This window comes from Marinifilum caeruleilacunae (assembly GCF_013141825.1).
Taxonomy (GTDB): domain Bacteria; phylum Bacteroidota; class Bacteroidia; order Bacteroidales; family Marinifilaceae; genus Marinifilum; species Marinifilum caeruleilacunae.
This window is the reverse complement of record NZ_RZNH01000049.1, coordinates 15,136-36,828: the sequence shown is the minus strand read 5'-3', so window position 1 is coordinate 36,828 and position 21,693 is coordinate 15,136. Positions and strand designations below refer to the sequence as shown.

Sequence of the window (21,693 nt, the reverse complement as noted above, 5' to 3'; positions counted from 1 at the left end):
ATTTTCTTCTAACCACTATTTACTAACCTAAATCTAATTCTATGAAAAAACTTCTCTGTTTTGTACATTACAAATGTAGGTTAGAAATGTGCTAAATGCTTTAAATAAAAGTTAATGAAGCTTAAAAGTGCAGAGAATTTAGTTTTTCATACTTCGGTGCTCTGCACCTAATTAAAATGATTGACCTATGTTTCAATAAATACTTCGCAGCTCTGCTGCTTTATCAGTAAAGAGTTAAGGTGCGTAGCACCACAGTATTTATAGCAAGATTAAATGAAGCGTAAAGATTCTTTTTCATCAAATTCCAAGATAAAAAAAGGACTACCCACAACAGGTAGCCCGAATTTAAATTGATGTAAACACTCTGCTCGCACAGAGCAGTATAAAGTTACAACTTATTTGTATAATGGTTTCTTTTTATTTTTTAGAGGCTCATTCCACGAACATTCATCTTCCTTTTTGGTTTTATCTTTGCAACCAAACAAAAAGTTGAGCCCAAAGCGAATATTAGCAACCTGGGCGCTGTTAGGCTTAATTGCGGCCATAACATTATCGGTAATGGTATAGAATTGCAAAGGACCGAATTTTGCTGCCAAACCAAAACCTACATTATTGTAAGAGTTGTTTACAGCAGTATAACTTAAGCTTGTACTCAGGTTTCTAAAAAATCGTGCATTCGCCGATAAAGTAAGCGATGATTGCACCTTGCCATTGAATATTTCGGTGCGGCTTAAAGCACCTAAATTCACTCTTTTGTGTATTTGGTGTGTACCACCCAAATAAATTTTAGTTGGCAATGCTACAGAATAAGAACCAACCAAGTTCGATACTCTAAATTCATCTTCTATATCATCAACAAGATCATCAAAAACATCTTCAATTTCCCTGTAGTTCGGATCATTTGAATTTCCCGATTGCGACCAATCTGCTCCATTGTAGGAGAATGAACCATCCTGAACAAACTCGTAACCATTGGATTTCCAGTTGATTGATCCAATGTCAAGAACACTGGCATAAAGGGTAGTTTTTTCGTCCATTTTATAGGTCATCCCCAAATCAACGGCAAAACCTTTGTTATCGGTGTTCAGGAAAAAATCTTCGTCAAAGTCATCCCCATCGAAGTTAATATCATCTACAAAACCGTTGGCATCGTAAGTAATTTGATTAATTGGAATCGAAGCTCTTAAGCGGTGTTTCGAATTCAGAATTACCTGGTCGCCGGTTAAAGATGTAAATACCGACATGTCTGATTCTTCCATGTGCACATTGGCCATACCGAACAGCACTTTCCCTTTAATACCCACGGTCCACTTGTCGTTGATTTTTTTAGAAACGCCCAATGCAATTTCGTGGTAGGCGTTAGCATCCAGGCCAAGACCTCCCCAATTGGCAGTTCTTCCTCGGTAATCGTAGTTACCATCTTTCAAAAAGCTGATCATCTCTTTGTCGAAACTAAAGCGGGAATCTTCTTTTTCAATCACGTCAAGGGTGAAATAGTAATCTTTGGCACGAATTCCCAGGGCAAAAAGCGTCAATTCAAACTGCTGGGAAATAAAGTTGGTTGTCTTAAGTGCATCGTGAAAACTGTTTACATTTACCACCAAAGAATCACTTCTGATTCCGCTTCCATCGGTAATAATATCATTATAACCAAAGCTACTGTTGCTGTAGTTAAAGTATACCGAACTTAAGGCCGGAAATCCAACAAAAACTTTGCATTCTGGTTGAATGGCAGGATTCAGTTGGTTCGATTGAGGAACATTTTGCATCAGGTACAATGTGTTGTTCAATTTTTGAGCCATACCGGTAAAAGTCAGGATCACGATCAGTAATCCTGTTAGAGATATTTTGCTTAAAAATTTAGTCATTATAGGATGTTTTAAAGTGCTGGGTTTAGTTACTTAGGTCGAGTTGCGCCTGAACCGAAATGGTAAACTTCAGTTCGTAATCGCCTTTCAGTTTTACCGGAATTCCACCATTCTCGGTACTTACTAGCGCGTTAATAATAATATTTTCGGCGAGATTCAGATTTGCAATTTGTGATTGGGTCAATGCAATTTCATGCGATACCTGCTTGATCGAAGCCGGATCAACCTCACCAATCATAGGTCCCGAGGTGTATACCGAAGCGGCATCTATCACTTCATTGTCTGTAATTTCGTCGATTACATCAAATGCAGCATCGGTTAATTGAATGCTTTCGATTGTTACATCCAGAGGGTAACCATTTTCGGCAGTAATTACCACGGCCGCATTCATAATTTTATCTGCATCGTCAATGTCGATATCATCAATGGTATCTTTTAGCGTAAGGTTTGTTGCAGTAAACTCCAATGGAATTTCAATTTCGATATCGGCATCAATTCTCGATGTATTGCTAATGATATTAGGTTCCGTTGCAATGTCAACTACATTTGGGTTTAGGCTTACATTCCCCATATAATCTAACCTGTCTGATGGTGGCAAGGCCATAAGATCTACGATATCTGAATTGGTATTGTCGTAGGTAATGGTTTCCAGGTTTGGAGCATCTAATACATCAGCCAGTGTTTTTGGATAATTGTTTGGCTGTAAGGGCAGCGGGTTTAGGGCTTGCGATCCACCGCTTGAACTGTAACCAGTAATATTTGCATTAATGGCGAAAGGAACACCAACCGAATTTCGCAAGTGAACATGTATTTTTGGATTTGAAAAACGGTACTCACCATCTATATCATCCCAGAAATCAACATCCATATCGATATTTCCTGTTCCAATATCGATGCTTTGCTGACCAAAATCGCCATAAGCAAGCTGGAAATTGATATTCTGAATTTGGTATTGAATTGCCAATGCACCTGTACCGGAAATAACACCTCCGTTGTCAAGTATTTCACCTTCGAACTGAAGGGCAACCTCATTATCGCTTGAAGGAGTCGGGAAAGTTAAACTTAATCCTGTAAGATCGAAATTTTCCACATGTCCGTTTGTATTGGCAGGAATCGTAAAATTTTGAGTGGCAAGAGCGCCACCAATTGTTCCATTTGGCAAAGAAATGTCCAAAGAAATATCAGCGTTAAGCGGATTGTCGAAAGTAAATTGAAGATTTGCGTCAACATCTACCTGAGAAAGAATTACACCTGCAAAACCTGTAGAAATCCTGTAGGTGTCGTTTTGAACCGGAATTGGAATTGGACCTGGCAAGCCCACAGGAGGTAATGGCAAGGCAAACCCCTGGCTCAGCTGGTTTGGAAAACTTAAAACCGAACTGGCATCATAGGTAAAAATATCATCTTCACGATGTCTGATCACAAGGTCATTGCCTTCCAGGAAAATGGTCTGGTCGTTCGGATCCAGCTCGTGTTCGTTTAAAAGGTACCAAAGCGAGTAGGTTCCATAGCCCACCGGAGCAATCATGTTTGGTGTCCATTCCACCTTATCGGATAATCGATCCATGTCGTAATCGTCCGAATCGAAGCATGATTGGGCCGTAATGGCCAATAATCCACATAAAAGTGGAATCAGAAATCGTGATTTAGATATCATAGTAATTTTATTTAATAGACAATATAAATTTGAACCGCATGAAGCGTTCAAAACCCTAGCTGTAATGTTAAAAATATTTTAAACATTTTAAAAAGGGCTAATTCATGTAAACATATATTTATTATACACGAATTAATTCTTATGATTGACAAACGGCCTAGTGTACGGAATAGTTTAGTAAGAAGTTTCGGTTGTCGCCAACATAAAGGTTAAAAGATTGATCTCCTGCTTTTGCGAAGCCAATTGAGAACTCGGTATTGCCTTTTAATGGGAAGCCGGAGTGGTTGTTTCCATCCAGGTCTATCAGGTAGATTTTATTCTCGTTTTCAACACAGATTCCTATTTCTATATTTCGTCGCGAGAATCGGTATACATGAGGTCTGTAGCTAATTCCGGAATCGAATTTTTTCTCCAGTTTCTGATTTCCCGAAGCATCGAAAATTTTTAGGAAATTGTAATCGGTAAACAAGTATTCATTTTTGCCATCGGCATTAAGGTCGGCAGCAGAAAAGTAGTGCGCATCCGAAAGCTGGGTGAACGATTTGGATTCCACTTTTCCATTAAAGTAGATGTAATGAATGTTACCATTGGTGTCGGTTGTTACCAATCGCTTTTGTTGTTTTTCCAGGTAGAAAGGATTTTTCTCCGATTTAGAGAATTGCTTCTTCAGCTTTACTCGCTCCACTCCGCGACGGTTTAGAATGTAAACGCGGAATTTATCGGCATATACAATGTAATCTTTTCCTCCCAGTCTGAAATGTTGAATTTCGCAGGTAATCGGATTTTCGGCCTTCTTAGGATTCCAACCTGTAATAATTTTTCCTTCTTTCGAATAGGCATATACACGCTGATCTTTACAAGGAATAAAAATGCGGTAGTTCTTGTTTTTATCGTAATCGAAAATGGCAATTCCCCTTGCGGCTTCGGCCTTTAGGCGAATCGGGTAATTTTTTACGTAGTTCCCGTTTCTGTCGATGAGGTGCAAATGATTTTTCGTAGCGAACAGATACTGCAGCTTGTTGTTTTTAAACAAATCGATTTGTTCTACTTTGCCAACAATTTGTGAATCAAGGGTCTTTTTCCAAAGAACACGACCTGCAGGATTCACCAGGTAAACCTGGTTTTCGATATCCTGAACAAAGATTTCATTCTCTTTGGTATAATGATTTTTCACCAGGTAAGGTTTGTGGCGGAAACAGGTATCGATTCTCGACTCCCAATCGGTTTGAGGAGCTGTTTCCAAAACCGGATCGTATTCGATAAACAAATTGTTGTAAATCAGGTTGCGGTTCGAACTCAACTGTAGACCCACTGCCTGGAATTTGTTGACACTTTCCTTGTGGTTCTGAATTTCCGATTGAAGTTCGGCATTCAGGAAAGAGGTAATAAATCGATTGGCTTTTGGGGTAGAAGTATAGAAAAAGAAGTTCGCTTTGTTCGATAAAAACTCCTTGTTTTCTTGGTAATTCTGGTTGCTGTCGAGTGTTTTACCCAAAACCGATTCCTGGATAAATTCCGATAGTGCATTAATGCTCGGACCCATTACCATATAGTTATCGATAAAAGTAAAATAGGCCGATGAGGCATCGGTAAAGAAGCTGCCAAACAGCTTTTCCGGCAAACGATCATCCGGCAAACGGTAGATGTCGAAAGAGGTTTCTGAATCGAGCTTATAGGTTCTTTTGTAGTACGATAATGTTCTTTGCTGCTTTTTTGCATACTTCAGAATGGGTTGCAGCATTTTATCTTTTGCAATGCTGGCACTCTTGGTGCGTATCACGGTAAATTTCTTATCGGCATTTCCTTCGGCAAAGGCAAGCCCGATTTCTTTGTAGATAATCGAGAAAATGATCTCCTCGAAATCTTCGCCTGTCTTCTTTTTCAAATCGTTAATGGCTTTCTGATAATCGGAAAGTTTGCCCATCTGATCGAGAAACTTACGGTATTTTCCTTTGTGCAGCAATGGATCATCTATGCCCAGAACTGCCAAAACTCCTGTTGTTGCCGGAAGAATGGATTCCATCTCCATTTTAACAGGTTCCTGTTGTAGGAACAGATTCATTAGGTTGCCCTGGTTCGGATCGCTGTAGGTAAATCCATTCATCAGAATAATTCTATTCCTGAAACTCAAATCGAGCTCGGTCCAGTTACCAATATTGGTATAATTGCGAATGAATTTGCTGTATTTTTGATCCAGTGAGAAAGAGATTTGTTTCGGGAATGTTTTCAGATTCAGGAAGATGTTGGCATCCACATTTTTTCCTATTGTTCTCCTGATTTGCTCGAAACCTTTCGATTTGGAAATGGAATTGTCGGTACTCAATTGTCGCACCGAGTTTTCGAGCAATAGCATCGATCTACTGGCAAGGAACAATCCCTTGGAAAAGGCAAAATGCAGTTCTTTTTTATTTTTACTTGCTGCAGGAATGCTGTAAAGTGTTGTGTTTTGGTAGGTGCGTTCGGCCAGTTTCAAATCCGGACCAATCCAGTTCGACACTGCAGTTTGTAATTTCTTTTCTTCCAGGTAATCGAGTATAGGCAGAATGTACAGGTATTCGATATCGTTCTTTCCTTGCAGGTGACTCGCCATGGTAAAAGAACGGTCGAGTGAAAACTGATGGTCGGATCCAATGTTGCCGGCCAAACTATCGATGAACTGAAGATTTTCGTTGATTTTCGCAATTTTTTCAAAGCTACCGAGTTCTTTCCAGGCTCCTGTATTGTTCTCTAATTTGCTAATGAGTTGCTCTAAACTTTCAAATTGAACAATCAATTCTGAGTTCACAGGAATTGCAGAAAAAGGATCAACTCCTTTGTATTCTTTTTGTTTTTGAAGATACAGGTAGCCTAAAACAATGATTGCCAAAAGCAAAACAATGAAGAAAGAGGTCAGAATTTTTCTCAGCATAGTAAACAGATTGCGTGGTATAGTGTTGTCTCAAAAATAAGAATTTAAACTGTGCTTAGAAAATTATGTGAAAGGCTTTTGTCCCAAGGCTTTCTTATTTCTCAAATTTCTGATTTTAGCTGATGAAAGTGTGGGTTTTTGATATGAAAAAAGCTCCCATTAAAAATAGGAGCTTTTTAAATTATTTCAGGCTTGTTTATTCTTTTGGCATAGATAACTTTTCGAGTTTTCTATTTTGTAGAAATGTCTGTATTTCAATAGAATAATCTTTTTGTTTGTATATAAGATCATGTAATTTGGATTGCTTCATATCTCTTTCGAAAAATGTAGAATCCTCCATACACTTCATAAGAAAGGCTTCATTTCTAAAATCTAAATTGATTAGATAAATGCCAAAAATATGATTATCTACATTCACCTCATTGCCATTGGTAAGAGAAGTTTTATACATGCCTGTAAGACTATCTCTTATTTCATATTTCGAGAGACGAATGATGCCCTTTTTAATCACAGACTGCTTAGATTTGTTTGTCCAGTATTCATCTTCTTCAACATTATAAGATAGGAAAACAGAATCCTCACATTGTGTTTTTTGTGATTGAGAAAAACAATGAGAATAAGCTAGAATATATATAATGAGTATGAATATTTTGTTCATCAACTCAAATATATGGCTAATTGCTTACAAATCAAACTTAATCCCCTGTGCCAATGGCAAATCGGTTCCAAAATTTAAGGTGTTGGTTTGTCTTCTCATGTAGGTTTTCCATGAGTCGGAACCCGATTCGCGACCACCACCAGTTTCTTTTTCACCACCAAAAGCACCACCAATTTCGGCACCCGAAGTTCCGATGTTTACATTGGCAATACCACAATCGCTACCAACGGCAGAAATAAAGGTTTGTGCTTCTCTCATATTCAGGGTAAATATCGATGAAGATAAACCTTGCGGCACACCATTGTGCAGTTCAATGGCCTCTTCAAGTGTCTTGTATTTCATGATGTAGAGCACCGGCACAAATGATTCATCCTGAACAATTTGCCAGTGGTTTTCCACCTCGCAGAATGTTGGCAATACGTAGTTGCCTTCCAATACTTTATCGCCAAATACAATGGTTCCACCTGCTTTTTTCACTTCTGCAATGGCCGTATTGTATACATCAACAGCACCTTCATCAATTACTGGCCCTACCAAAGTATTTTCGTCAAGCGGATTACCAATTTTCGTTTCAACCTGCTTGTAGGCATTCAACAGGCGGTTCTTCACATCATCGTAAATGCTTTCGTGAATAATTAAACGGCGGGTAGAAGTACAGCGCTGTCCGGCCGTTCCTACCGAACCAAATACAATGCCCGGAATGGCCATATCCAAATCTGCTGTTGGTGCCACAACAATGGCGTTGTTACCTCCCAATTCGGCAATGGTTCTGCCCAGGCGAGCACCTACTTTTTCGGCTACTCGTTTCCCAATTGCAGTCGATCCGGTTACCGAAATCAGCGGCACACGCTTGTCTTCGATAAAGTTATCGCCCATTACCGACGATTTGGCAACTACCAGGTTGAAAACACCTTCGGGTACATCATTCTCTTTTAATACTTTCTGTATGATATTGTGACAAGCAATGGCACAAAGCGGCACTTTTGAACTTGGTTTCCAAATTACAACATCTCCGCAAACCGCTGCAATCATTGCGTTCCATGCCCAAACTGCGACCGGGAAGTTAAAAGCAGAAATTACGCCAACCAAACCCAGCGGATGATACTGGTCCATCATTTTGTGATCGGGTCTTTCGGAGTGCATGGTAAATCCGTAAAGCATTCTCGATTGACCTACCGCAAAGTCGCAAATGTCGATCATTTCCTGAACTTCGCCCAAACCTTCCTGGTAAATTTTTCCCATTTCGAGAGTTACCAGTTTTCCAAGATCTTCTTTGGCATCGCGCAAAGCATTTCCTATTTGGCGTACAATTTCACCACGTTTCGGAGCTGGCATTTTTCGCCAAACCTTAAAGGCTTCCTGTGCTTTTACCAGTACTTTTTCGTAGTCATCTTTATCGGCGTTTTTAACTTTTGCAATTAATGATCCATCGATTGGCGAATAAGATTCTGTTACAGCACCTTTACAATCGAACCATTCTGTTCCGGTTGATACGCCGGCATTTATATCAGATATACCCAGTCGTTTTAATGTTTCTTCTATTCCAAATTTCTTTTTGAGTTCTTGTGACGTTGTAATTTCCATTTGATTATGAATTAATTGTGGTAAACAAGGTTAAAATAAGAGAAGTATACAATTTAATAAAACTAAATCTAAATAGTAATGATTTTTATCAGTTTCGGGGATATTTGCAATAAAAAACCCGAACCAATAATTGATTCGGGCCAAGTGTATTTATGTGAATTTAAAAGATTCTAATGCATAATGAAGTTTCTAAAATGCTTCATGAACTGTACGCGCTGGTATGCAGCAGGATCGTTCGATTTCGACTGACTCATTTTTCCTTTAAAGTCGCGAATGTTTTCGAAACCCTGATCTTCCATCCAGGAGTAAATTTCTTTCAATAAAATATCGATGTATTCTGGTCCGTGCTTGTAAATTACCGAAGCCAACTGAACTGCATCTGCACCCACCAAAATGTGTTTGATAATGCTCTCAGAAGTATGAATACCTGTTGTTCCGGCCAAAGAGCAATTCACTCTGTCCGACATGATACCAATCCATCGTAAAGAATTCTTGTAATCATCGGCATGTGAAAGTACTTGTCCGTTGGTAATTCCCAGGTTATGAATATCGATATCAGGACTGTAAAAACGGTTGAACATTACAATTCCATCAGCATCCATATCGTCCAGTTTTTTCACCATATTGGCTAAATTCGAATGGTAAGGACTAATTTTTAGTGCCACAGGAATGGCAACCTGGTCTTTTACAGTTTTTAGTACGTCGAAATAGATTTTTTCATTTTCTTCACCTGATCTGTTCATGTCGGTTGGCATTACAAACAGGTTAATTTCCAATGCATCGGCACCGGCTTTTTCAATTTCGCGAGAGAAATAGGTCCATTTCTCTGCGCTAACACAGTTAATGCTTGCAATTACCGGAATCGATACAGCAGCTTTTGCTTCCTCTATTAATCGAAGGTACTTGCGAAGAATGTCTTCGTGCGGCTCTTCCTGCATGTAATCAAAAGTCTCAGGATAAACATACGGACGGCTGGTCATGGCATGCATTTGCTCTTCCATTTCCATGATAATCTCTTCCTCGAAAAGAGACTTAAGCACAATTGCACCTGCACCATTGGCCTCCAGTTCAACTAATTTTTCTACCGAGTCGGTTAAACCTGAGCTGGCAACAATTATTGGATTTCTTAAATCGAGTCCTAAGTAGTTTGTAGTTAAGTTTGGCATATCCGTTAAGTTTTGTTTGTGTGATTTTATTGATTTTACTATCAAATTTAATCGCGTAAGGCGTTTATTACAAATCAATAATCTTTATACTAAGATAGAAAATCCTGATGTGAATATGCTTTCTTGCGGCCTAAATTAAAGCTTTGCTCTAGAAATTAGGAGTTAAGCTTTATTGGTGTTCAGATGAAAAGTCTTTTAGGATGAAAATGTTAAGCATGCGATTCTTCTTGCAGTATAATTCTTTTTTCACTTTTTTTGTGGCTTCACATGAATTGACAACAAACTAAACCAACCTTAACAGACTAAAATGGAAAAAGCTGTAAAGAAAAAAAGAAGTTGGACCGATCGCTTTCTGAATGTAACAGAGAAATTTGGAAATGCCTTACCGCATCCGGCCACCTTATTCGCAATTTTTGCCCTTATGGCAATTTTATTATCCGGATTGGCATCCTTTTTTGGGTGGCAGGCTGTTCATCCGGGAACAAAGGAAACCATCGAAGTGGTCAACCTTTTATCGGTTGAAGGATTGCATCGAATCCTGATTGAAATGGTGGATAATTTCACCGGATTTGCTCCATTGGGCATTGTAATGGTAGCCATGTTGGGGATTGGTATTGCCGAAAGTAGCGGACTAATAGGAACCCTGATTCGTAAACTGGTTCTGTCGGCTCCTAAAAATATGCTGACCTTTGTACTTGTATTGTCGGGTATTTTATCGAATACAGCTTCCGATGTAGGATATGTGCTATTGATTCCTTTGGCAGGGATTATTTTTGTAGCGGTAGACCGACATCCTGTTGCTGGTATGGCTGCAGCATTTGCTGGTGTATCGGGTGGATTTTCGGCCAACCTGATCCTGGGAACCATCGACCCATTATTGGCGGGGCTTTCGCAGGAGGCAGCACGTATTGTTGATCCAACAGTAGAGGTAAATCCTACGGCCAACTATTACTTTATGGTAGTTTCGACCTTTGTAATTGCCGTTGTTGGTACTTTGGTAACCGAGAAAGTAATCGAACCTCGATTGGGTGTATACAAAGATGCACACGAACACAAGGAAGAAATTCACGATATCACCGATTTGGAGCGTAGAGGATTACGCTGGGCCTTGTATGTAGTTTTATTCCTGACTGCCATTACCCTTTGGGGATTGATTCCAGAAAATGGATTCTTTAGAGGTCCCGACGGAGGTTTCTTAACCTCGCCTTTAATTAAAGGGGTAGTAGCCTTGCTGTTTTTAGGAGCAGGAGGTTGTGGTATTGCTTACGGATTTGGAGCCAAAGTTTTCAAGAACGATGCAGATATCATGAAAGGTATGGGAAAATCCATGCAAACCCTGGCAGGTTACTTTGTACTTGTATTTTTCGCAGCACAGTTTGTTGCCTATTTTAAATGGTCGAACTTAGGGGTAATTATGGCCATTAAAGGGGCAGGAGCGCTTATGGCTGCCGAAATTGGCATGATTCCACTGATGATACTTTTTGTGCTTTTATCAGCCTTAATAAACATGCTAATGGGATCGGCATCGGCAAAATGGGCCATTATGGCACCAATTTTTATCCCGATGTTTATGCTGATGGGTTATTCACCAGAACTTTCGCAGGTGGTATACAGAATAGGGGATAGTGTTACCAATGTAATTTCGCCAATGATGAGTTTCTTTGCCCTGATTATTGCTTACGTGCAGAAATACGATAAGAATTCGGGTATCGGTACCATTATTGCCACAATGTTGCCTTATTCGGTCGCATTCTTTATTGTTTGGGTAATTTTATTAATGATTTGGATCCTTCTTGGATTGCCTTTGGGACCAGGAGCAGGCCTTGAATACACCATGCCACAATAAAAATTGAAAAAAATATGACCTTGTTGCAAAATTGCTGCTAAGGTGTAAAAATATGAATCTCAGTGCATGTAGGATTTTTCCTCGTTTGCACTGAGATTTTTTTTAAAAAAAATGTAGATTTTGTTTTGCGGGATTCAAACATTTCTCTACATTTGCATCGCATTCAAAAGCAATGCCCAGGTGGCGGAATTGGTAGACGCGCTGGTCTCAAACACCAGTGGGGCAACCCGTGCCGGTTCGATCCCGGCCCTGGGTACAAAAAGATCCTTTCGATAATTCGGAAGGATTTTTTTTTGTGCCTGTTTTTTATTGCCAGTATTCAATTCTGCCTTTTTACTGAAATAGCATTGTCCGGAAGATCACTACACAGTCTTCTATAGAATCTTTTTTCCTGCCACAGCACCAAGCTTTCTTCTCCGATTTTATACCCTTCCAAAATCGCTTCATAGATGGTCAGTTATCGTTCGTCGATACTGAATACCTGTTTGTCGATATCGCTGGTTTTAAAGCATAATGAAATTTACTTTTATCAAAGTAAGTTGGTGACAAGAATAGATTAAGTCAGTAGAAAGGCTTCTGGCTTGTATGATATGCAATGCAAGATCTGAAAAATAAATGGTAAGTATAATTTTGAATCGCACTATTCATAATATCAGATCAGAACAATGAAACTGTTCTGCCAGTTATAGCAGGAGATCATATAATTTAATTCTAAATTTTGAAATTATGAAAAAGAAATTTTTTTTATCAGTAGCGGGAATTGCGTGTTTTGGTTTTCTGTACAGTTATAATCTTTTTAAGGAAGGCAATACCTTGAAGGCAGATAATACTGCTGCTTTGGCCAAAATGGTTTCGCATGGAAATTTTGATTCTGATGATTATAAATTTTGGAGTGGTAGCGATTGTGAATTTGCTGGTTCAACAGTTTGCTATATCCATTAAAATTAAAAGCATGGAGAAGGATATATACTCATAGTAATTCTTCTCCTTAGCTTATCATTTGATTGCTAATTTGTTTAAATTATATGGCCTAAGTAATGAAAAAAAATATTCTTATTCCTGCTGTTTTGGTTTTGTTGTATTGCTTTTCTTGTATTAATAAGAAGGATGCACAGAAATGTATGTATAAATCCGGCTTTGATTTAGAATCCAATAATACGATTAGAAAATTTCCCGTTCCAATAAATATAGACTCCAGAGTATACAAGATAAGCAGTTTCATAAACGATGAAAATAAGGAGTTGCTCTACTTTTTAAATAAGAGAAATCATCTGTTGGTTTATGACTTAGAAAAACAGAGTTTAATTGAACAAATCAAAATCGCAGAAAAAGGTCCTAATGGATTTGACCGTGTGGGTGGCTTTAAGGTGCTAAATCAGGATTCTATCATAATAACTCCATTCTTTAAGTTTAAATTAGGTGTTGTTAATTCCCAAGGTGTTAAAATATCGGAAATTGATTATGGTGAAAATCGAAAATACCCCAGGACATTAGATAATAATAATACTCATATTTTCATAAAAGGAAATGAGATGTTTTTGCCAATGTATTTAGAGGGGAATTGGACAACAAAAAATCTTAGTGAATTCAAGGAGTATAAAACCACCTTAAAATACAATTTTAAGAATCATACACATAAATTGGTAGGAATGCATATTCCTTATGAATCTTCAAAATTGAAATTAAAAAGGCATTTTAATTTTGTATCACAGTTTAAAAACGGATATGTAATTGCCTTTGCAAGTTCTCATAATATATATTTTACTGAGGATTTTGAGACTTTCAAGTCATATGAATGTAAAAGTAAGAATATAAATGCTTTAACAGAATATTGTTTTACCAACGATTTTAAGCAAAATCTTTACAATCGGATACGGAGTACAGAATACACGAAGTTACTTTGGGATCCACACAGAAATTACCTGTATCGTTTTTACAAATTGGGTAAGACAAAGGTGTCTAAGAATGATGATTTAATGGCTATTAATAATGAGCCCAATCCATTTGGAATAATGGTGTTGGATAGTTCTTATAATATTATTGTTGATAAAGTATTTGATAATAATATATATGATTGGGAGAAAAGTTTTATAGGTAAAGAAGGTTTATACTTGTCCATTAGTGATTCTGACAATATGAATCTGGATTTAAATTCATTGAGTTTTGAGATTTTTTCAATCAACACCAATTAGGAAAAATATGCTTCATCATTATCAAAAAACAACTTCACCCATTATCTTCTTATTTGCTATCATTATAGCCTTAACTTCAATTGCTTGTAAAAAACAAAACACAATTAATGAGACTATTCACCGGATGATTGACAGTCAAATAAAGAATGTTGATTCTCTTTCGATATATTATCCCAAACACTATGTGTATAAACCATTAGATTTTGATGTAAAGATCTACTCAATAATAAATGGTGCTTGTAATGATTGTATTATGGAATTCGATGAATGGAGCAAGTTCATATCCCAAAATGAATTTTCAGATGAGGTAAATTATTACTTTCATATACATGCTGCAGAATACAAAGAGTTGGAAAATTTATTTGATACCAAAGGATATACATTTTTCTTTGTTAAAGATCCTAAAATGAAGTTTATAAAGATAAATAACTTGCCAAAAGACAAAATGTTTCATACATTTTTAGTTAGTGATAATAAAATTATTTTAGTTGGAAGCCCTCTGAAAAATGGACCAATTAAAGACCTATATATCAAAACAATTAATAGAATACTTAATGCTTCAATGTAGTATTTGAAAGGATGAAGGTGAGAAAGTTGATATTGTCTTTTTTTATCATGCTACTATTTACAATTCTTCTACGAATTTTTATGGTAGAAATATTCTGGGTTCCAACAGCATCTATGAGTCCTTCCATAGATGAAAAAAGTTATATAATAGTTGAAAAAGTAAGTTATGGTGCTTTGTTGCCACAATCCATAAATCAAATTCCCTGGGCGAACACTTTGCTTTTGATATCCACTAAATTTGAAAATTTTCTCATAAAAGATCGCTGGAATGGAAAAAGATTGCCTGGAAGATCAAAACCAGTAAAAGGTGATGTAATCGTTTTTCGTGACCCTTCAAACACTCTTTATTTAACTAAGCGATGTATTGGTGTTCCTGGTGAACGGATATCCATTTTTTCTGATATATGGTATTGTGATGAGCAGGAAAGAAACTTTTCTAAATTAGTGATTAATGAGTGGATAGTAGAAACAAAACATTTTGATCTTACTTCCTATTTTAAAGTAAATTTTGTTAAATGTAATAGTGAGTATTTGGATGGTGAGGTGGTTGATAAAGTTCACTTAAATGGTAAACAGGTAAATGAATTGAAAGCACTTGGAATATTAAAATACTTGAAAGCACCTAAACGAAAATTTAATCTCAGGGTAGAGGATGCAGCATCTATAATTAAAATACCTGCCAAAGGAGATACTGTTGTCATCAACATGCAAAACTACCAGTTTTATGCAAAAATTATTAACCAGTTTGAGGTGAAAGAAATATTAAAATCTGAGAATGATATTTATATCGATGGGAGACTTAATAACAAATATGTATTTGAAAATGATTACTATTTCTTATTGGGTGATAATCGATCAAAATCAATTGATTCAAGATCCTTTGGCTTGATTCCATTTAAAAATATTATAGGCAAGATTTTATATGTGTTGTAACAAATAAATAGAAAAGGTACTGTTGTTTCAAAAAGGAACATCATTTCACAAACAGAACATTTCTACAGTAAGCATTTCCATAGTCTTCCTTCATATTCTTCCACAGAATCTTTTCTTTCCTGCCACAGCACCAAGCTTTCTACTTCGATTTTATACCCTTCCAAAATCTCTTCATAGATGGTCAGGTATCGTTCGTCGATACCGAATACCTGTTTGTCGATATCGCTGGTTTTATCATTATATGAAAACTATATTACATCAATTATTGTAAAGGGATGAGTTTGGTTAAACTGGTTATTCTAAGATGTTTATGAAGAAAAATCATATAGGCTTACTAATAGTAATGGGATTTTCAATAGTTATATGGCTCTGTCTCAAGGATGACTCGGTAGATCAGGTATTCGCACCACCAACAGAAGTTGATTTTACGAAAACAGAAGTTGATATGGGTAATATACAAAAAGGAAAAATTAAGGAGGTTTGTTTTCAATTAAAAAACACTGGCAATTTTCCATTATTAATTCGCTATGTGGAAACCAGTTGTTCTTGTATAAATTCTAAATGGACAAATCATCCTGTAATGCCAGGTAAATTTTCAGAAATAAAGATTAGCTACGAAGCCAAAAATATAGGACGTTTCTTTAAAACCATCACTGTGTTTTGCAATACAAACACAGGCTTCGTCGAATTACGAATCAAAGGAAGCGTAAAGACATTAAGATGAAAATAATTAATAAATAACAAAGAACGGAAGACTGTTACTTACTAGTAGCAATATATAGCTTCTGTACGGACTTCATTAGAATATGAAAGGAGGTTGTGTGGCAAGGATAAAAGAATAAGTAAGGGAGGCCCATGAGGCCTGAGCTGTGAAATGATAGAACAGTATTTAGATTTTTTTAAGAACAAATAAAAATAAAAAAATATGAATAAAAAAATAGTTTTTATCGCAAGTGTGGTACTATTTACAGTATCAATATTTATAAGTAAAAAAATAGTTCTTGCCAATGGAGATGTCTCAAGAAATGATATCAAAGTAATGACACAGGCACTAGCTAAACAAAGTTTCGGCTGCCCAAATGGATGTTGGAGCTCCCGTGGTTTGTGTTATTGTTACGGCTATAAGCCTTATGAGGAAGCTTATTGGGGTAATGTTATTGCCGAATATTAATTAGTTTGAAGGTTATCTAAGAAGTTGAAAATTATTCTAGGGAGTTATGTGTTGGAAAAATCTCTACTGTTACAGCCCAATTTAAAATCTTTATTGGATAACCTTCTGATTTTTTTAATTGAGTGTCCTTCATTTTATGATTATAAAATCACAATAAAAAAGTTTGAAACTTATGACTTTACCGCATAGAAGAATAGAAATAAGAAATCTGGTAATTATTCTCGTTTCGTTTATAGTGTTTGCATGCAATAATAGCAATTCTAAACATACTAAAACATTTAAGGAAACAGAGAATAGAACAGTTTCTGTTAAAGATAAAGTGACAGATATTGAAAGCGAACTAATGTTTGAATATTGCAGTATGTTGATTTATGACTCCTTGCTGGTTGTGAATGAGCTTTCTCCAAAAGGAGAGAAAGGAATTCACTTTTTTAATAAAAATAATCTGGAATATGTGAGCAGCAGCGGTTTTCTTGGCCGAGGACCCGGAGAAATATCTCGTTTGGGAGAAGCCAGATGTGCCTTTGAGACCAAAGAAATTTTTGTTGATGATTATGGTAAAATGGTACGTTGGAAATTTCCCATGGATAGTGTTCTAAACAATAAAAAATTTAAACCATCCCGAAAACTGATGTTAGATAATGAACTGTTTCAAATTAAATATGAGTTTATTAACGACAGTATTTCTATTGGTAGATCTGTTAAGCCAACAAGTACTCACTCTATGGATTTAGTAACTACGAAGCAAAATATTTATACCAATAAAATTGAGGAATATGGATATAATTTCCCAGAGATAAGAGGAAGAGAATCTTATTCGGACTTTGCATTATCTGTAAAGAATAATGTATATGTTTCGTGCTTTAATTTTGTGGATTTGTTAACAATATGTGATTTAAATGGAAATTTGAGGTGCAATGTTTTTGGCTCTAAATGGAATGCAAAAGAAATAAAAGGAATAAAATTTTTTATGAATGTGACAATCTATAAGAATTATATACTGGCTTCCTATATTGGCGGTAAAGGAATTTTGAAGTCCAAGGATGGAGACTTGGATTCAATTTCGCCTTCAAAGTTAATTGTTTTTGATATGGAAGGGAATTACATCAAAACTATTGATGTAGGTTATGAGTTTAGTGCTTTTTGTGTAGATGAAGATAATGAAAGGTTTATTGCTTATTTTGATAATAGGATCAATCCTTTAGGGTGGTTTTATCTCAAAATATAAATCATACTTTATGTAGAAAGCTATGAGATATATTGTACTCACATGTTTAATTGTGATTGTTTGCGTATCATGTTTGTCAAAACGTGAGAGAGAAATTCGCGACGTTCTTATGCAGCCTTTGCATTTGAAAATGTTTAAGAATGTTTACCATAAAGATACTATTCTAAATTTTGAAGATTTCCGACAACAATATAAATACATTTCAATTGTATACCTGCTAAACGGATGTGAGTCGTGTTATGAGGAATTTATCGATTGGCAAAACAATATTGAAGTAATAGGAACACCCAAGAATTATACTGTACTCTTTATTGTCAGGGGTGATAATTATGAATCTCTGATATCCAAAATTCAGGAAATTGAACAGGTTGAAAATAAATATTACGTAATAATGGATCCTGATTATAAATATATTGTTAAAAATATGAATGTGCCAAAGTGGATAATGGATGCCTCTTTATTAATTGATAATGAAAATAGAATAATAATGGTTGGAAAACCGTGGAGTAATGAAAGTATGAAAGGGATATTTAGGAAACTTTTACAAGAGTAACACAGGGGTGGATAATGATGCTTTCAATTCAAAATCCATAACAAATAATTGGTAAAGATGCTTACGATCTTACATCAAATGCTTATTCCTCGCATTTTAAAATATAGCCTACCCCTCTAATGGTTCCAATTTCTATCGTATTTTGCAATTTAAGCAACTCACGTATTTTTGAAATAATATTATGAAGGCTTGCCATGCCTGGAGTTTCTAAAGATTGGGTGCAAAGTTTTTCAATTACTTGTTCTTTCTTGACAATTTTATTGGGTTGTCGCATCAAAAGTTCAAGAACAACTTTTTCGGAGGGGCTAAGCTTTTTTACAAATACACTATCAAAATGCAATTCACTTGAGTTTAAGTTTAAGGTATACCTGGCTAATTCGATAAACTTATTTTGCTGTGATTCGGAAGTAAAACGTTTAATGTAGGTAACCAATAAAGGAATTGATAAGGGTTTGGGAATATATGCATATGCACCTATACCGATTCCCTTTGTGATTAATTCATCATCGGTGTGCGAGGAAATAAATAATAGCGGAATTTGTGGATGATTTTCTACAATCTCTTTGGCTTTTGATATGCTGTTTACGGTCCCTATTTCAACATCTAAAATGATAATATCTGGTTTAAGGTCCTTAATGATATATTCAATGCCAATCATTGTATTTTGAAAATGAACCTGGCAATTATAATCTGTTTCAAGAACACTACTTATAAGATTTCCAAGGTTGATATCATCATCAACAAAAAGTATTTGCAGTTTTTTCATTTCCTAATATTATGTAACAATTGTTTCGGACGGTAAAATAATACAAAATGTACTTCCTTTGCCTGTATCGCTGCTCAATGTAATGTGTCCCCTATGTGATTTTACGATTTTCATACTAAAAGATAAGCCAATTCCATGACCTTTTATTGTTGAACTTGCCCTGTAATATTCGCGAAAAACCTTTTTCTGATCTATTGGTGAAATCCCATAACCGCAGTCGGTAAAATACAAATGTAATTTTGATTTTTCTTTTCTAGCTTCAATTACCAATTTGGGAGTAGAGTCAGAATATTTAAAGGCATTATCCATTAGGTTTCGTACTACAGCTTCAAAATAAAATGGATCTACAGCAAGGACTAAATCTTGATCAAAATCCAGTTTGCAATCTATTTGTTTGTTTTGATATACGACTCTCAATTCAGATAAAATTTCATTGCAAACATGCATGAAGTTTATATCAGAGGGAGAGATTAGCATTTTTTGATTTTGATTCCCAAATAGAGACAAAATCAGGTCCATTTTACCAGACAGCTTGGATATATTGGTACTTGCATTTTCAACTTGCTTTTTAACCGTAGCTTGTTGCTCTTTGCTGGCCATATAATCTAAGAATGTATATACAAATGATAGAGGCGATTTAAGATCGTGTACAATACCTCTTACGGCCTGCTCACGCCACTGCAATCGATCTATTCTTTCTTGCAGCGCCCATAGTAACCAGATCATAAAAATAGCAACCAGAATAACTGCGATTCCAGACACACTTATGGTGTATACCATTTGTTGTAAGAAAGGAAAACTGTGTAGTTTAAAGGAGAACCGAAAAGCATATGTATTGGTAGTTCCAAGTGAAAAGTGAATTTGATTTAAATCGTTTTTTAATTCTCTAAAATCATTTTCACTTTTAAATAAACTGTCAATTGTGTGTTCATTTTTAAGAAGTTCCATTTTATAGCAACAGATGATGTCGATTTCAGAGAAATTGTTTTGAAAAAGAGAATCAATCACCTCTAACTTAATTTTCCCTTGCTCCAGGCTTTTATTGGTAAAAGTTGCCTCAATGGCTTTAAATAATGAGAAGTCCTTCGAATATTTACTGGTATTAATATCGTATCGAGCTATTTCGCGAGAATTATCATGATCCGATTTTCTCTGACTCTCATCAATGTTTATTGTGGTTGTATCTGTTTTGTCCTGATTTTTTGGGCTATATCCTTTTAGGGCATGAAAATGAATGACACTACTTAAACGCTCTTCCAATCTTGATACAAAGGCATCCTTCTCTTTCTTTATTTGCTCCTGTAACCATAGTACTTGGGAGAAAATAAGGATAGATAGAATCAACAGAATTAAGACACCTATTCTTTTGAGAAAAACATTTTTCATATGTTAAAAGTAATCTTTTTTTCATTAAAACTATGTTTTACAGATCAAATCTAAATAACTCCACCAAAGCAAAGTATTCGTGTTTGATCTAATTGTAAAATCCAATAAAATCCAATCGAATGATTAGTGTAATCTAATCGAGTAATTAGAAACTTAACTATATTTTTCTAATGTGCATAGAAACAGCTTGTTGCGAAGTGTATGGATGAGGTTTTTATGAATTGCAATAATTTCTAGTGTTACTTAGGTAGTTGATTAACAATGCGAAGTAAGCTTGCTGAAAAATTCAAGCACACAAATTCTGCAAAATACATTTCCGATTGACTGGTTGAAGATCGAATTTCATTAAAAATTTACTTAGATAACTACTAATGAGTAGTGACTTAGCTATTCGTTTCAATATTTAATGATCAATAGTTTTATGTGAGTTAAACTACTGTAATACTTAAATAAAAACGTAATGATGCTAAAAGAACTGATAGAATTTGATCAATTAAATTTGGAAGAACTGTGTCAAATAAAAGGGGGTGAGGAAAGGGAGTACATCGTGGTGATTATTGATGGAAAAGAGGTGAGAGTTTACTTATAAAAGCCAGGGGATCCCATATTTATTATGTAAGTAAAATGGGTCTGCCTGTGCGTGCAAGATTATAAAATGAAGTTATTAAAAGCTTATATAATACAAAAGAGGAGGTGCAAGGCAAAAGTAAGATGAAAAAAAGAATAAAGACAATTAAGAATTGTACTTTACATGGGAGCCATCTCAATACCAATGGAACTGTTCTGGCAGTTAAAGCAGAAAAAAAAGAGCACAGTACAAATTGATTTACAGAAAAAGACAAATGTACTGCGCAAAATTGAATGTAATACAGCAAAGGTAACTCTTTGCTATTAATTTATAATTATGAAGAAAAAAATATTTTTATCGGTTATTGGACTAGCTTGCTTTAGCTTTTTATTCACATATAATGCAAATCAGACAGAAAGTGGTCTTGTTATTGATAATATTGATGCTTTAGCACAAAGTCGTGTAATTACTGATGATGATGGTGGATTTTTATGTTGTAACAGTATTGTAAACTGTTGTGATTACGGCGATTTCGAAATTGACGGTGAATTTGTCGATTAATAAAGTCTTTGCTAGGTGCTATGCACCTAGCATTTAAGTTAGATAGTGTATATAGATTAATTGTAATGATACTGTTTGCGT

General features: G+C 35.8%; 19 protein-coding genes and 1 tRNA gene. 12 read left to right on the top strand and 8 right to left on the bottom strand.

Annotated elements, in window-relative coordinates; translation table 11 throughout:
• Positions 1 to 395 precede the first annotated feature (395 nt).
• From ELS83_RS19900 to ELS83_RS19875, 6 genes are all read right to left on the bottom strand, one after another.
• Entirely contained in the window at positions 396 to 1,868 is a 1,473-nt protein-coding gene (locus ELS83_RS19900; protein ID WP_171597304.1) for a DUF5723 family protein, read from the bottom strand.
• 25 nt (positions 1,869 to 1,893) lie between these two features.
• Positions 1,894 to 3,525: a hypothetical protein gene (locus ELS83_RS19895; RefSeq protein ID WP_171597303.1), complete on the bottom strand. Its 1,632-nt coding sequence runs from the start codon at positions 3,523 to 3,525 to the stop codon at positions 1,894 to 1,896.
• Positions 3,526 to 3,682: 157 nt separating this feature from the next.
• Entirely contained in the window at positions 3,683 to 6,433 is a 2,751-nt protein-coding gene (locus tag ELS83_RS19890; RefSeq protein WP_171597302.1) for a DUF3352 domain-containing protein, read from the bottom strand.
• A 196-nt stretch (positions 6,434 to 6,629) separates the two neighbouring features.
• On the bottom strand, positions 6,630 to 7,091 hold the full coding sequence (locus ELS83_RS19885; RefSeq protein WP_171597301.1) for a hypothetical protein: 462 nt from the start codon (positions 7,089 to 7,091) through the stop codon (positions 6,630 to 6,632).
• A 24-nt stretch (positions 7,092 to 7,115) separates the two neighbouring features.
• On the bottom strand, positions 7,116 to 8,675 hold the full coding sequence (gene amaB / locus ELS83_RS19880) for an L-piperidine-6-carboxylate dehydrogenase (RefSeq protein WP_171597300.1): 1,560 nt from the start codon (positions 8,673 to 8,675) through the stop codon (positions 7,116 to 7,118).
• 170 nt (positions 8,676 to 8,845) lie between these two features.
• Positions 8,846 to 9,841, bottom strand: coding sequence for a dihydroorotate dehydrogenase-like protein (locus tag ELS83_RS19875; protein ID WP_171597299.1), 996 nt, complete (start codon positions 9,839 to 9,841; stop codon positions 8,846 to 8,848).
• A 307-nt stretch (positions 9,842 to 10,148) separates the two neighbouring features.
• On the opposite strand from ELS83_RS19875, the gene ELS83_RS19870 reads away from it, so the two are divergent.
• The 10 genes from ELS83_RS19870 to ELS83_RS19825 all read left to right on the top strand — a co-directional run bounded on the left by ELS83_RS19870 (position 10,149) and on the right by ELS83_RS19825 (position 18,331).
• Positions 10,149 to 11,687: an AbgT family transporter gene (locus ELS83_RS19870; RefSeq protein ID WP_171597298.1), complete on the top strand. Its 1,539-nt coding sequence runs from the start codon at positions 10,149 to 10,151 to the stop codon at positions 11,685 to 11,687.
• A gap of 174 nt (positions 11,688 to 11,861) precedes the next feature.
• A tRNA-Leu gene (locus ELS83_RS19865) sits at positions 11,862 to 11,943 on the top strand.
• A 470-nt stretch (positions 11,944 to 12,413) separates the two neighbouring features.
• Entirely contained in the window at positions 12,414 to 12,629 is a 216-nt protein-coding gene (locus ELS83_RS19860; RefSeq protein ID WP_171597297.1) for a hypothetical protein, read from the top strand.
• A gap of 95 nt (positions 12,630 to 12,724) precedes the next feature.
• Positions 12,725 to 13,879: a DUF4221 family protein gene (locus tag ELS83_RS19855; protein ID WP_171597296.1), complete on the top strand. Its 1,155-nt coding sequence runs from the start codon at positions 12,725 to 12,727 to the stop codon at positions 13,877 to 13,879.
• Positions 13,851 to 14,447, top strand: coding sequence for a hypothetical protein (locus ELS83_RS19850; RefSeq protein WP_171597295.1), 597 nt, complete (start codon positions 13,851 to 13,853; stop codon positions 14,445 to 14,447). The genes ELS83_RS19855 and ELS83_RS19850 overlap by 29 nt, the downstream gene beginning before the upstream one ends.
• An 11-nt stretch (positions 14,448 to 14,458) precedes the next feature.
• Positions 14,459 to 15,379: a signal peptidase I gene (lepB, locus tag ELS83_RS19845; protein WP_283242752.1), complete on the top strand. Its 921-nt coding sequence runs from the start codon at positions 14,459 to 14,461 to the stop codon at positions 15,377 to 15,379.
• Between the two features lie 304 nt (positions 15,380 to 15,683).
• A complete protein-coding gene (locus ELS83_RS19840; RefSeq protein ID WP_171597293.1) occupies positions 15,684 to 16,103 on the top strand; it encodes a DUF1573 domain-containing protein in 420 nt (139 codons plus the stop codon).
• A 201-nt stretch (positions 16,104 to 16,304) separates the two neighbouring features.
• On the top strand, positions 16,305 to 16,550 hold the full coding sequence (locus tag ELS83_RS19835) for a hypothetical protein (RefSeq protein ID WP_171597292.1): 246 nt from the start codon (positions 16,305 to 16,307) through the stop codon (positions 16,548 to 16,550).
• A gap of 172 nt (positions 16,551 to 16,722) precedes the next feature.
• On the top strand, positions 16,723 to 17,778 hold the full coding sequence (locus tag ELS83_RS19830; RefSeq protein ID WP_171597291.1) for a hypothetical protein: 1,056 nt from the start codon (positions 16,723 to 16,725) through the stop codon (positions 17,776 to 17,778).
• Between the two features lie 130 nt (positions 17,779 to 17,908).
• On the top strand, positions 17,909 to 18,331 hold the full coding sequence (locus ELS83_RS19825) for a hypothetical protein (RefSeq protein ID WP_171597290.1): 423 nt from the start codon (positions 17,909 to 17,911) through the stop codon (positions 18,329 to 18,331).
• Positions 18,332 to 18,413: 82 nt separating this feature from the next.
• Here ELS83_RS19825 and ELS83_RS19820 read toward each other — a convergent pair whose 3' ends face one another.
• On the bottom strand, positions 18,414 to 19,097 hold the full coding sequence (locus ELS83_RS19820; protein ID WP_171597289.1) for a response regulator transcription factor: 684 nt from the start codon (positions 19,095 to 19,097) through the stop codon (positions 18,414 to 18,416).
• A gap of 9 nt (positions 19,098 to 19,106) precedes the next feature.
• Complete coding sequence (locus ELS83_RS19815) at positions 19,107 to 20,483, bottom strand: sensor histidine kinase (RefSeq protein WP_171597288.1); 1,377 nt, start codon at positions 20,481 to 20,483, stop codon at positions 19,107 to 19,109.
• Between the two features lie 460 nt (positions 20,484 to 20,943).
• Between ELS83_RS19815 and ELS83_RS22490 the strand changes: the two genes are divergently transcribed.
• Both ELS83_RS22490 and ELS83_RS19810 read left to right on the top strand, forming a co-directional pair.
• Entirely contained in the window at positions 20,944 to 21,072 is a 129-nt protein-coding gene (locus ELS83_RS22490; protein WP_283242751.1) for a hypothetical protein, read from the top strand.
• 315 nt (positions 21,073 to 21,387) lie between these two features.
• Complete coding sequence (locus ELS83_RS19810) at positions 21,388 to 21,612, top strand: NVEALA domain-containing protein (RefSeq protein ID WP_171597287.1); 225 nt, start codon at positions 21,388 to 21,390, stop codon at positions 21,610 to 21,612.
• The last annotated feature ends 81 nt before the right edge of the window (positions 21,613 to 21,693 follow it).